This window comes from Kitasatospora sp. NPDC054939, assembly GCF_053610105.1.
In genome coordinates, this window is record NZ_JBSGXP010000062.1 from 1 (window position 1) to 12266 (window position 12266).

Annotated in this window: 10 protein-coding genes; 6 read left to right on the forward strand and 4 right to left on the reverse strand. The window is 73.4% G+C overall.

Annotated elements, in window-relative coordinates; translation table 11 throughout:
• Positions 1-318: 318 nt before the first annotated feature.
• Positions 319-2931 (reverse strand): class III lanthionine synthetase LanKC, encoded by a 2613-nt coding sequence (gene lanKC / locus ACWGB8_RS19210; RefSeq protein ID WP_452214697.1) that lies wholly within the window; start codon positions 2929-2931, stop codon positions 319-321.
• A 344-nt stretch (positions 2932-3275) separates the two neighbouring features.
• Here lanKC and ACWGB8_RS19215 point away from each other — a divergent pair, with 344 nt between their 5' ends.
• Together ACWGB8_RS19215 and ACWGB8_RS19220 are read left to right on the forward strand one after the other, a co-directional pair.
• Positions 3276-3941, forward strand: a complete 666-nt coding sequence (locus ACWGB8_RS19215; protein ID WP_452214737.1) for a glyoxalase — start codon at positions 3276-3278, stop codon at positions 3939-3941.
• A gap of 269 nt (positions 3942-4210) precedes the next feature.
• Positions 4211-4624, forward strand: a complete 414-nt coding sequence (locus ACWGB8_RS19220; RefSeq protein ID WP_452214698.1) for a VOC family protein — start codon at positions 4211-4213, stop codon at positions 4622-4624.
• Here ACWGB8_RS19220 and ACWGB8_RS19225 read toward each other — a convergent pair.
• The gene (locus tag ACWGB8_RS19225; protein ID WP_452214699.1) at positions 4612-4839 is read right to left on the reverse strand and encodes a tRNA-dependent cyclodipeptide synthase; all 228 of its coding nucleotides are present in this window, start codon (positions 4837-4839) and stop codon (positions 4612-4614) included. The two genes, ACWGB8_RS19220 and ACWGB8_RS19225, sit on opposite strands and share 13 nt — an antisense overlap.
• Positions 4840-5582: 743 nt before the next feature.
• Between ACWGB8_RS19225 and mltG the strand changes: the two genes are divergently transcribed.
• The gene (gene mltG / locus ACWGB8_RS19230; RefSeq protein ID WP_452214700.1) at positions 5583-7295 is read left to right on the forward strand and encodes an endolytic transglycosylase MltG; all 1713 of its coding nucleotides are present in this window, start codon (positions 5583-5585) and stop codon (positions 7293-7295) included.
• A 247-nt stretch (positions 7296-7542) separates the two neighbouring features.
• Here mltG and ACWGB8_RS19235 read toward each other — a convergent pair whose 3' ends face one another.
• Positions 7543-8019 carry an N-acetyltransferase family protein gene (locus ACWGB8_RS19235; protein ID WP_452214701.1) on the reverse strand — a complete coding sequence of 159 codons (477 nt, stop codon included), beginning with the start codon at positions 8017-8019 and terminating at the stop codon, positions 7543-7545.
• A 102-nt stretch (positions 8020-8121) separates the two neighbouring features.
• Between ACWGB8_RS19235 and ACWGB8_RS19240 the strand changes: the two genes are divergently transcribed.
• The 3 genes from ACWGB8_RS19240 to ACWGB8_RS19250 all read left to right on the forward strand — a co-directional run bounded on the left by ACWGB8_RS19240 (position 8122) and on the right by ACWGB8_RS19250 (position 11008).
• On the forward strand, positions 8122-8589 hold the full coding sequence (locus ACWGB8_RS19240) for a serine hydrolase (RefSeq protein WP_452214702.1): 468 nt from the start codon (positions 8122-8124) through the stop codon (positions 8587-8589).
• Between the two features lie 253 nt (positions 8590-8842).
• Entirely contained in the window at positions 8843-9403 is a 561-nt protein-coding gene (locus ACWGB8_RS19245; RefSeq protein WP_452214703.1) for a dihydrofolate reductase family protein, read from the forward strand.
• A 351-nt stretch (positions 9404-9754) separates the two neighbouring features.
• A complete protein-coding gene (locus tag ACWGB8_RS19250) occupies positions 9755-11008 on the forward strand; it encodes an alpha/beta hydrolase family protein (RefSeq protein ID WP_452214704.1) in 1254 nt (417 codons plus the stop codon).
• 33 nt (positions 11009-11041) lie between these two features.
• Here the strand turns inward: ACWGB8_RS19250 and ACWGB8_RS19255 are convergent, their stop codons facing one another.
• Positions 11042-11749 (reverse strand): 2-phosphosulfolactate phosphatase, encoded by a 708-nt coding sequence (locus ACWGB8_RS19255; protein ID WP_452214738.1) that lies wholly within the window; start codon positions 11747-11749, stop codon positions 11042-11044.
• Positions 11750-12266: the final 517 nt, after the last annotated feature.

The following is a 12266-nucleotide window of genomic DNA, read 5'->3' on the forward strand; positions in this document are numbered from 1 at the left end:
GGTGTTGGTGTTCGGCCGGTCTGTCGGTCTGTCGGTCCGGCGTGGGGAGCGGCTGGTCAGCCGGGTTCTACGGGGTAGCGTCGGAGTGGCCGGCGAGGATGCCGAGGCACGCGTGGTTCGCGTCGACCTCGGCCTCGGGGTCGGCCTCCCGTTGCCGGAGGACGAGGATCCCGGTCGCGGCGCCGTTCCCTCCCCGCCGGGGTCAGTAGTCGGTGTCGATGAACGAGCTGGCGTAGATGCTGAAGCAGGGGAAGTGGTAGGCCTCTTCGGTGTCCTGTTCGGTCTGGAGTTCCAGCTGTTGGAGGGCGAGGATCTCGGTCATGGGTGGGTCCCTTCGCTTTCGTGTGGGCGGGCGGGTTCCAGGGTGAACCAGTCGTCACCCGGGCCGTGGAGGGCTCGGTGCAGCGCCAGCAGGATCCCGGCGCTTCCGCCGGCCACGTCGGCGCTGTAGCGCAGCGAGCCCGTGCCGAGCCAGCGGACGTCGTCGCCGTGCGGGACGGCGTACTTGAGGAGCCCGGTCGCGAGCCGGACCGCGTTGTGGCGGTCGGCCTCGTCCTGGGTGGAGTCGGCGTGTTCGGCGAGCAGGTAGACCAGTCCGGCGTAGCCGTCGTGCAGGCCGGCCTGTACCGCGCTGACCTTGCGGGCGTCGGCCAGGACGCGGGGCAGGGCGGTGGTGCAGCGCTCGTCCGCGGTGGTGCCGGCGCCGGCGGCGGCGTAGCGCAGCAGGACGGTTCCGATCCCGGCGGACCCGGAGGCGAGGTAGGGCATGACCCGCCGGTTCACGGCGTTGTCGGCGAAGGAGAGGGAGCCGTCGGGCAGCGCCACGGCGCGGTCCAGTTCCTCGTGGAGCAGGGAGCGTCCCGCTGACAGGTAGCGCTGGTCCCCGCTCTCGCGGGCGAGGTGGTGGAGGAAGAGCGCCAGTCCGCTGCGGCCGTGGAACAGGCCGCGGGCGTCGTGTGCCCCCAGGGTCGGCCCCAGGTCCGCGCCGTGGTGCAGGATCGCGTCGCCGGCGGCGGCCGCCCGTTCCAGGTGGCGCGGGTCGCGGGTGCGCCGGTGCAGGGCGAGCCAGGCCAGGCCGACGCCGGCCCGTCCGCCGGCCAGCGTGGTCGTGGCGGCCGTCAGCGGATGGCCGTCGGCTGCGCGCAGCAGGTCGGTCGCCTCGTCGAGGTGCCCGGCCTCCGCCAGTGCCCGTGCGACGCCGGCCGAGCCGACGGCCAGTCCGGGGGGCAGCGCGTCCGCGGCGGCGAGCGCGTCCTTGCGCAGCCGCTTGCGGACGTCGTCGGGGACGGGGAGTCCGGCCCTGCCCAGGGCGTGCACCACGCCGGCCGTTCCGTACGCCATGCACACCGTGTTGGTGCGCAGTGCCTGGGGCGAGGGCGGGAACGCCCAGTCGGCCCGGTCGGTGTCGGCCAGGGCGAGCAGCCCCGAGGCGGTCTGCTCGGCGAGCCGTGTCAGGCAGCCCAGCGGATCGGCGTCGACTTCCTCGGGGGTGGGCAGCGTGGACGCCCGGTCCTTGCGGGGGCGTTGGAAGGCGGTGGCCCGCTGCCACAGGTCGCGCGGCAGCGGCGCCGTCGCCGCCAGGTCGCGTCGCAGCAGGGCGAAGTTGGCCGGCGTCAGCTGGGGCGCGTTGTGGAAGGGCGCCAGCAGGGTGAGTGCGAGGGCGGACAGGCCGTAGCGGTCGGCGAGGAGCGGGTCGGCGGGGTGGTCGGCGGCCAGGCCCGGGGGCGGTGCGAAGCCCGGGGTGCCCATCCGGGCGGGGCGGTCGTCCAGCCGGGTCGCGGACTCGAAGTCGACGAGCCTGGCGTCCCCGGCGGGGGTGACGATGACGTTTCCGGGGCTGACGTCGCCGAACCGCAGCCCCAGCGCGTGGAGCCGGCCCAGGGCCGCGTCCAGCGCGGCGAGGATGCGGCGGCAGTCGGCGTGGTACCGGTCGTAGTCCGCGGCGGGCCGGTCGGCCAGCAGGACGGGCGACGAGCGGTTGATCCACTTCACCAGCGGGAGTCCCTCGACGTGCTCCATGACGAGGAAGTCGTGCTCCCACTCGGTGAAGTGCTCCAGCGGCTCGGGACACGTGCCCGGAGCCGCCGCGTGCACGGCGGCCAGGGTGCCGTACTCCCGGCGCAGCCGCTTCCGGGCGCTCGCGCCGTCCCAGGTGTAGCCGTTGTGCGGGCGTGCCTCCTTGATGAGGACCAGGCGTCCGGTGCGGGTGTCGCGGGCCTGGTAGGCGCCGCCGGCGTTGCTCGGCTGCAGCACCTTGACGATCTCGTAGTCGCGGATGCGGATCGAGCCCTGGTGTGGGGCCGGCTCCTGGGCCACGAAGGGGTCGCTGACGCCCTCGGGCAGGACGAAGTACGCCAGCCGAAGGTCCGGCACGTCGTGTCCGCGGCCGTCGGTCAGCAGCGGTTCCGCGGTGCCGTCGGGCAGCAGGCGGCTGCGGCGGCCGAACGCGCCGTAGCGGTAGTGGACCGTCCGGGAGTCCCGGTAGCGGCGGTCGCTGAGGACGTAGGCGCCCTCCTCGCCGCGCAGGGCGTCGGCGAGGAGGGCGAGGAGCCGTTCGGCGGCCGGGGTGTCCGGCGGGTACACGGCGCAGAACTTGCCCGCCTGGGAGCGGGCGCCGTGCTTGTGGTGGAGGGCGAGGAAGAACAGGTGCGCCGACACGTGCTTGAACGGCGCTCCCTCGGCGAAGCACGTGTCCGCCACCGTGTCGAGGACGTGCTGGGCCCGCTCCAGGCGTGCCGACACGTGGATCTTCCAGCCCTGTTCGGTACGGCGCGCCCCGGGGCCGCTCCACGCCGTCCAGATGTCCCGATCGCCTGCGCGCCAGCCGGCCGCGACCCGGGCGGGCGCGAAGCGCCGACCGGGGTCGGCCATCGTGCCGAGCGGCGCGTAGAACTGCTCGTCGGCGAGGGCATCGGACATCGCGTCGAACAAGGGGTCTCCTCCACATGGTCGTGCGCCGCGATCCCGGGGCCGTCATCGGGCCGTGGGCCGGTAGCGGCCCGAGGTCCGTGTTCCCGCTGAGCGGGCCGCCGGTGCGCGACGAGCCGTTCAACGGGCATCCCCGGTCCGTCCGCACTCCCCGGAACGGCCATCGCCCCGACGGACAGGACGCTAGGCGCGGCGGGTTCGACAACGGTTCGGCCGCGGTATGGGAGCGCCTGTCCGGCCGGGGCTGCCGCTCGGCCTAAAAGAGGGCGCCCGGGTGTGCGGCGGAGCGGGTCCTGAAGACCGATCAGGAATCGAGAAGCCCCGGCTGCCGTGCAGCGCCTAGCGTGATGGTCATGGCAACCACCGCTTCTCCCGCAGCCCCCGCCGCCCTCGCGTCCGTCACCCTTGAGGTGGCCGACCCCGAGGCCGCCCGCCGCTTCTACAGCGCCTTCGGCGTGGACGCGCACGTGGGCCTGCGGTCCTCCGCGGCCCCCTCCACCGGCTTCCGCGGCTTCACCCTGGCCCTGACGGTGTCCGGCCCGGCCACCGTCGACGCCTTCGTCGCCGCTGCCACCGACGCCGGTGCCACGGTCCTGAAGCCCGCCGCGAAGTCACTGTGGGGCTACGGCGGCGTCGTCCAGGCCCCGGACGGCACGATCTGGAAGATCGCGACCTCCGCGAAGAAGGACACCGGCCCCGCCACCCGCGAGATCGACGAGGTCGTCCTGCTGATCGGCGTCGAGGACGTGAAGGCCACCCGGCAGTACTACGCCGACCGGGGCCTGACCGTGGCCAAGAGCTTCGGCGGCAAGTACGCCGAGTTCGCGCCCGGCCGCCCCGGCGCGGTCAAGCTCGCCCTCTACAAGCGCCGCGCCCTCGCCAAGGACCTCGGCGTCCCCGCCGACGGCACCGGCTCGCACCGTATCGTCCTCGCCGGCACCGCCGATGCCTTCACCGACCCGGATGGGTTCGCCTGGGAGGCTGCCCCCTCGCTCGCCCCCACGCCGTCCTGACCCCGGCGCCGCATTCCTCCTCCCGGCCCGGTACGAGAGGGGGCACGGGGGCCCGTCGCGGCGTATCCGGCGATCCGCAGGCGGCCGCCGCCCGGTGGCCGCCGACGCCCAGGGCAACGACCCCGGCCGCGGCCTCCCGCAAGACCGGCGAGCACCGTGCTCGCGACCGGCGAACACAGGCTCCGGGCTGACGTCCGGGACCTTCCCGGCCTGGCCGGGCACATGACCACCCGTCAACCGCACAACCACCCATGTACAAGGAGTACGACATGAAGGCGCACGTCAGCTCGATCCTCCTCGGTGTCCGGGACATGGACCGGGCCAAGGAGTTCTACACCGAAGGACTCGGCTGGAAGATCCAGAACGACTTCGGCGTCTCGGTGTTCTTCGCATCGGACGGCGCCTCGCCGGTCGGCTTCTACAGCCGTGAGGGCCTGGCCGCCCAGGTGGGCACGGACCAGGAGGGCAGCGGCTTCAGCGGGCTGGTGCTGACCTACGTCGTCCGCAGTGAGGCACGGGTCGACGAGATCATGGCGCAGGCCCAGAAGGCCGGGGCCACGGTCCTCAAGCCCGCCGGCGCTCTGCCGTGGGGCGGCTACGGCGGCGCGTTCGCCGACCCGGAGGGCTACATCTGGAGCCTCGGCTACAGCGCCCAGGGAACCGACCAGCCCTACGCCGAGTAGCCGCGCTCCTCCTCACACGCCGCGTCGGGGACGGCGGGGGAAATCCGGCGGTGGCTGAAGTAGCTGTTTCCCGGGCTGACGCCGATCAGCAGGTGGTCGCCGCGCCGCCAGATCCGGCGGCAGCGGTCGGAGAACGGCAGTGCCTCGAATTCCACGGGTGCGGGCGGTTCCGGGGTGGTGTCGGCGTGGTTCTCGCCGAGGGGGGTTCTGCGCATGATGGCCTCCGCGGTGCGGCCGGGTTCACCCGGCCGCACCGGATGTCTGTGGGGGGAGGCGGAGTTCGGCAGGGGAGGACGGCCGGGCAGCGTCGGCCGGGTCCGACCCCTGCCCTCGCCGATACGCTCGGTGCGGCCGGCGCGGGCTGCGGGGCCGGCGGGAGCTGCCTTGGGTCGCGGCGCGGACGGTGCGCTGCCGATCGGCCTCGCGGCGCAGGTCGGCCTCGCGGAGCTTGTGGAACGCGTGGTGCAGCATGACGGAGGTCCTTCAGGAGGTGGGGGTTCGTCCTGCCCCCTCAGGGTGGTGCGGCGGACCGCCCGGACGCATGGGGCACCGGCCCCGTTCCCGTCCTGGTTGCGGGGGGACCCGCCGCCGTCGGGCACGGGTCGCGATCGAGGGCGGGAGCCGCCCGGCGGCGCGGAGCGGGGGGCCTCGGTCCACGTCCCGGCCGAGGCTTCGCTCCGTCCCCGCACGGGAACCCCGTTCTCCGGAGGCCCTCTGACGCGGTGTCCGCTCGCGGCGGGCGGATCGGGTCCGGCCGGTGCCCCTTCGGCCCGGTGCGGACTGCCCGTTCGGTCGCGTGCGGACGGGCCCTGCGGCAGCTGTCGGCCGGTCCGGGAAGCGGTCTGCTGTACCGTCTTCGTCCAGGCGTCGTTCGTACGCCGGTTCGAGAGCAGTCGGGACGCCCGTCCCGGACGGCCGGATCGATTCTCCGGCCGTGTCCGTCGGCATAAGGGGATCAGTGACCGATCTGGGTCGGGGCTACGGCCCCCAGGGCTCCGAGTGGGATCCCGGCGATCCCGGGTACGGCGGTCAGCAGCAGATCCCCGGTCGGCAGGACGGACCGTGGCAGCAGCACCCGCCGTACGGCGGAGCCGACCAGGGCCGCCCGGCGCATTGGGCCCCGCAGGCCGTTCCGCCGCAGGGCATGCCGGCGCAGGGCATGCCGGCACAGGGCATCCCGCCACAGGCCGGCAGCGGGCACGGGTTAGCCGGCGGCCCGCAGCAAGTGCCCTGGGACGTGCCGGGCGGGCACGCGCCGCCGCAGCAGCACCTGCCACCACAGCAGCAGTACGCGCCGCCGCAGGCCGGAGCCGCGCAGGGCGGACCGTGGCAGCAGGAGGCACCCGCGCCCGTGCAGGTGGCCGGTCCCGGCCCGGACGGCATCGACTGGGAGGCCGAGGCCGCCGCGCTGGAGGCCGGTGGACACCCGGCCGACATCCGGCCCGGGTACGCCGACGAGCCCGGGGGAGCGGGCCCCGAGGAGGACGAGGCCGCGGCCGGCCAGGACGCGTCCGGCGAGCGGGACGGGCTCTTCGGCGACGGGGACCGCTCGCGCGAGGCCAGGCGCAGGAGCCAGGCGAAGGGCCAGAAGTCGAGGCGCCGCAACGGCGGTGCGTGCCTGGTGGTCGCGCTGGTGCTGATCGGCGCCACGGGCGGTGCCTGCTGGTGGGGCTACGGCGTCTACCAGGACCGCTTCGGCCCGGCGCCGGACTTCGTCGGGCAGGGCAGCGGCTCGGCCAGGGTGGAGATCAAGAAGGGCGCCGTCGGCAGCCAGATGGGCGCGGCGCTGAAGGAGGCCGGGGTGGTGAAGAGCGTCAAGGCCTTCACCGACGCGTGCGCGAAGAACCCCAAGTGCACCACCATCCAGCCGGGCACGTACCGCATGCCCAAGGAGATGTCGGCCGAGGCCGCCGTCGCGAACCTCGTGGAGGCCAACGGCGGGGAGAAGCTGATCATCCAGGAGGGGCTGACCTCCACCGCCACCTACGCGAAGATCGACGAGAAGCTGCAGTTGCCCAAGGGCACCACGGCCGCCGCCGCCAAGGCCCGGATCGGCGACCTCGGCCTGCCCGCGTACGCCAGGGGCAACATCGAGGGCTTCCTCTGGCCGGCCCGCTACTCGATCTCCGAGGGCATGAAGCCCGAGGAACTGCTCAAGGACATGGTCAAGAACGCCGTCGACCGCTACGCGGGCCTGGATGCGGAAGCCGCCAGGATCGGGCTCAAGTCCGGCTACGAGGTGGTCATCGAGGCGAGCATCCTCCAGGCCGAGGGCGACAACCCGGCGGACTTCGCCAAGATGGCCCGGACCATCCAGAACCGGCTGGCCGACAAGGGCAAGATCAACGGCAAGCTCGGCATGGACACCACGCTGCAGTACGCGCTGGGCCGCAAGGTGCTCAGCAGCAAGGACATCCACGACGCGTCCAACAAGTACAACACCTACTACAACCCGGGCCTGCCGCCGGGGCCGATCTCCAACCCCGGCGAAGACGCCATCAAGGCGACGCTGAACCCGGCGGACGGCAAGTGGCTGTACTTCATCGCGATGCCGCCGAACGGCACCAAGTTCGCCGAGACGGACGCCGAACACGCCGCCAACGTCGAGGCGTACTGCACGGCGAAGGGCCAGAAGTTCGACAAGGTGGCCATTCACTGCACGGCGAAGTGACCGCCGCCCGCCAGGGTCTGCGACCAGGTCAAGGGCTGGACCGGCCGACCGCGCCGGTGCGCTGAGGTCCGGGTCCGGGTCCGGGGCCGGAGAACGGTGGCGGTGGGCTCCCGTCGCGTGCGGCGAGGGCCACCACCGCCGGATCTCCGGGCGGCTTCCTGCGGGTATCGAAGGTGCCGACGGGTGCTGCGGTTGACGCACTGTCCGTGGGGCGCCGGGCGGCCCGGCATGCCGACGGCGACCGCGCCTACAGCGGGAGTTTGAACCCGTCGTGGCTGCGGGCGAAGCCCAGTGCTGCGTAGAAGCGGTGCGCGGCCTCCCGGCGCTTGTTGCTGGTGAGCTGCACCAGTCCGCAGCCACGCGAGCGCGCCCGTGCGATCGCGAGCACCATCAGGGTCCGGCCCAGCCCGTCCTCGCGCCGGTCCGCGCGGATCCGCACCGCCTCGACCAGCGCCCGTTCGGCACCGCCCTGGCCGAGCCCCGGAATGTAGGTCGCCTGGAGGCACCCGACCACCGTGCCGTCGCCGGCCACCAGGACCAGCAGTTCGTTGCGCGGGTCCGTGTCGATCGCCGTGAAGGCGCGTTCGTACGCCTCCGTCACCACCACCGTGGCCGGATCCACCACCGCGTCCTCGTCGGCGAGCAGCGCCAGGACCGCCGACAGGTCGGCACGGGTCGCGGGGCGCAGGGTGTGGGCGGGCGGCAGGTCGGTGACGGCAGACATGACACAGACCCTAACCGGTGCCCGCTCCGATGGACTTGGGGTGCCGTCCCGTGATCACTGCGGCCGATGCCGGTGGCCGTTCGAGGGCGGACAAGCTGATCGGTGGCACCGGCTCGGTCGAGGTCACCGTCCGGCTACTACCGGTACCAGGACGGCGACGCGTGGAAGGTGGCCGACGTCTCGCGCCAGAACCTTTCGATGCTGTTCGGCGCCGGCGGCATGATCTCCACCACCCGGGACCTGCACATCTTCGTCTCCGCGCTGAACAGCGGCCGGCTCCTGCCGCCGCCGCTCCTCGCCGAGATGCGCACGCCGCACGGGGAACTCGGCTACGGCCTCGGCCTGTTCGTCCAGGACCTGGGCCCCGACGGCGGAGGCACCGTCTACCACCACAACGGCGGCGCGCCGGGCGGCTACGGGGCGCTGATGTACAGCACCCCGGACGGCCGCAGGACCCTGACCGCCGGGCTGACCACCGGCGACGCCGCCGTCGACCCGGCCCAGGTGTTCCCGCAAGCGCTGGACAGGCTCCTCCGGCAGGTGCTCGGCAGCCGGCACCACGCGGGCTGACGGCCTCGGGCGCGGCGGACCACGGACCGCGGACCGCGGACCGCGGACCACGGACCACGGACCGCGGACCACGGACCGCAGACCACGGACCGCGGACCGCGGACCGCGGACCGCGGACCGCAGACCACGGACCACGGTCCGCGAGGGAATTCGGAAATCTTTGCCCGGGAGCGATGAGTTTCGGCGCCGCGCCCGGTCTGACCCTACGAAAGAACGCAACACCCCGATCAGTACAACGACAAGGGAGCACCCCATGCGCAAGATCACCGCCGGACTGTTCATCGCCGCCGACGGTGTGGTGGAGAGCCCGGACCAGTGGCACTTCCCCTACTTCAACGACGAGATGGGTGCGGCCGTCGGCGCCCAGGTGGCCGCGGCCGACACGCTGCTGCTGGGCCGGGTCACCTACGACAGCTTCGCCGGGGCCTGGCCGGCCCGGGAAACGGCCGGCGGCGAGGACGCCCCGATGGCCAAGGCGCTCGGCGACGCCCGCAAGATCGTCGTCTCGAACTCGGACCTGCAGTTCACCTGGCGCAACTCCGAGCGCCTCGACGGCGACCTGGTCGAGGCCGTCACCGCGCTGAAGCAGGAAGCGGGCGGCCCGATCGGGATCTCCGGATCGGTCTCGGTCGTGCGTGCGCTGCTCGCCGCCGCACTGATCGACGAACTGCACCTGCTCGTCCACCCGATCGTCGTCGGCCGCGGCACCCGCCTCTTCGACGAGGGAGCGCACCCGATCAACCTCAAGCTCCTGAGCAGCACCGTCTTCACCACCGGCGTCCTCCACACCGTCTACGGCCCCGCCGACAAGTGACGAGGAGCGCGCACACCTGACGGGCCGGAGCGGCACTGCGCTGCTCCGGCCCGTCCCTGCTTCCGCCCGGGTCGCCCTGACCGGCAGTCGGGTCGAGGGCGCTGCTCCGGCAGCATCGCGACGGCACCCGGCGTGCGCGGTACCCGTTCCGCTGCGCGGCGTCATACCCGGGTCGTACCGGCGGGTTGGCTCGCCGGTATGACGCCCGCACGCCACTGCGGCCCCTACGGTTCGGGTACGGAGCCGGCCGATGGCGGCGGGCCGATCAGGACGGGGAGCGCGAAGGCCATGCACAAGCGGGGACAGCGACAGGGACGGGGACAGGGACACGGACGGGGCCGAGGCCGGGGCGTGCGGACGGGGCTGGCCGCCGTCCTGGTGGCAGCAGCCGTGCTGGGGACGGCGGCGGTGCCCGCCGCGACGGCGGCACCTGCGGTCGCGGAGCGCCGCGCACAGGCCGGGCTGACCCAGCCCACCGGGCCCCACGCGGTCGGCACCACCTCGCTGCGGCTCACCGACGCCGCGCGGCGCGACCCCTGGCGGCCCGAGCAGTCCCGCGAGGTGATGATCAGCATCTGGTACCCGGCCGCCCCGGCCCGCGGTGAGCGCGCCCGCTACATGGAGCCGGCAGCCGCCGAACACTTCGGCGGCGCGAACGGCGCCGGCGTCTTCAACTACCGTACGGAACCCGGCAGTACCGACTGGTCACAGGTGCGCACGCACGCCCGACGGGACGCTCCCGCGCTGCCCGGAACGGCACCGCGCCCCGTCCTGCTCTACTCGGCCGGACTCGGCGACCCCAGGACCTGGGGCACCGACCTGGTCGAGGACCTCGCCTCCCGCGGCTACGTCGTGGTCACCGTCGACCACACCTACGAGGCCTCCGAAGTCGCCTTCCCGGACGGCCGTCTGGCCACCACCGTCCTTCCCGAACTCGGCTCCCAACCCGGCACCGACATCGGCGCACTGCTCCGCAAGGCGATGCAGGCCCGCGTCGACGACACCCGCTTCGTGCTGGACGAGCTGAGCGCGCTGCGCACCGACGGACGGCTGCCGGCCGCCCTGGCAGGCTCCCTCGACCCGACCCGGATCGGCATGGTCGGCCACTCCGCGGGTGGGTTCACCGCCGCCCAGACCATGCACGACGACCCCCGGATCAAGGCCGGGGTCAACCTCGACGGCCAGATGCACTACCCGGGCCCCGACGGCAGCGGCGTCCACCTGAGCAGCGTCGCCGAGGACGGCCTCGACCGGCCGTTCCTGCTGATGGGCACCGAGGGCGCGGACTCCGGCGACCACCGCAACCGGCCCGGCTGGGCCGCGTTCTGGCAGCACACCCGGGGCTGGAAGGGCGACGTCACCCTGACCGGCTCCCGGCACGGCTCCTACACCGACGCGCAGGCCCTGCTGCCGCAACTGGCCCGCCAGGGCGCCGTCTCCCCGGAGGCCCTGCGTGCGGACGTCGGCGACGTACGGCCCGAACGCGCGGTGGCCGCCACCCGGGCCTATGTGGCCTCCTTCTTCGACCGCTGGCTGCGCGGCTGTGACGACCACCTGCTGGACGGACCCTCGCGGCGCTTCCCGGAGATGCGCTTCACGGGGTGACCACCTGGGGCGCCCCGTGCGGCGCGCCGGCGATCAGGCCGACGGCTGGTCGAGGGGCGCGCGTGCGGGTACGGCGTACGGGCGCAGGGTCATGAGGCCGTCCTCCACCGTCGCCACCATGGCGAAGGGGAAGCGGTCGAGTTCGAGGCAGAGTGCCGCGTCGTCGGGGTGGGCCCCCTGCCGCACGCCCTGAGCGAGTTCGGCGGCGGCGCGCGAGTCGGCGGCGCGGCGGAGGAATTCGGTTGGATCCGTGGCGGCCCCGGTGGCCCTGCGGGCGATGTACTGGGCGCACGCCAAGTCCTCGTCGGCCTGCCCGTCCTCGCCGGTGATCACGAACGTGACGCTGTCGCGCCGGCGTTCGCGCAGGAGGCGAGCCGTCGCCTCCGCGACCACGAAGCCGGTGCACAGCACCAGCGACGCGTCCTTGACGGCGAGGGCGCCGACGGTGCCCGCCGTGGTCTTCTGCACGACGGTCCGGCCCCCGAGGTCGTGGGAGCGCAGCAGCCCCGGCGAGTTGACGGCGTCGAACCCGGGCGCGGGCGAACCGTCCTTGAGCGCCACCCAGTCCGGATGGCGGGCCTTGAGCGCGAGGGCCTCGTCCAGCGATCCGGCGAGAACGATCCTCTCCGCGCCCCGGTCGAAGGCCCACGCAGCCACCGTGTAGGCGCGCATGACATCGACCACGACCGCCACGGACGGGGTTTCGGTGAGCTCGGGTATACCGAGGAATTGGGCGTCCATCAGGTCATGGTCGCGGATGCCCGACCCGCACCGCTCGGGATTCTGCGCGCGCCACCGCGCGGGGTGACCAGCCATGGCCTGGTCGTAGCCCGCAATGACCGCGTCGGCAAGCTCGGTGCGATGGTCGTACGTGTCGCCTTGGTTGGGGATCTCCGGCTTGCCGTCGTCGGTGCACTGGGTGCTGCGGTCCGGGATGCCGGTGTTGGCCTGGTAGGAGTCGGTCACGACGGCGACCGTCGCCCCGCACAGGTCGTTGGTGATCTGTGCGCACTCCTCCGGGTCGAGGTCGGGACCCGGTCGGATCTGTACGAGCAGTCCGGTTCGGCTGTCGAGTTTGGTCATGTCGCGCGTCCCTTCCGCGCCCCTGCCCGCTTCTTCACCGGCCCACCATCGCCCCCTCTAGCCATCATTGTCCCGAATGCCCGGCTTGGCACCGGCTTCGGCGGACGGATTTCGCGGCCGATCCGGTTCTCCGCCCGTACCGCCGGGTCGGTGCGGCAACGCGAACGGTGGTCGC

Coding starts and splice junctions, on each gene's coding strand:
- ACWGB8_RS19235 (WP_452214701.1), bottom strand. CDS start 8,019: ATGTCTGCCGTCACCGACCTGCCGCCCGCCCACACCCTGCGCCCCGCG.
- ACWGB8_RS19255 (WP_452214738.1), bottom strand. CDS start 11,749: ATGGACGCCCAATTCCTCGGTATACCCGAGCTCACCGAAACCCCGTCC.
- ACWGB8_RS19215 (WP_452214737.1), top strand. CDS start 3,276: ATGGTCATGGCAACCACCGCTTCTCCCGCAGCCCCCGCCGCCCTCGCG.
- ACWGB8_RS19225 (WP_452214699.1), bottom strand. CDS start 4,839: ATGCGCAGAACCCCCCTCGGCGAGAACCACGCCGACACCACCCCGGAA.
- ACWGB8_RS19220 (WP_452214698.1), top strand. CDS start 4,211: ATGAAGGCGCACGTCAGCTCGATCCTCCTCGGTGTCCGGGACATGGAC.
- ACWGB8_RS19245 (WP_452214703.1), top strand. CDS start 8,843: ATGCGCAAGATCACCGCCGGACTGTTCATCGCCGCCGACGGTGTGGTG.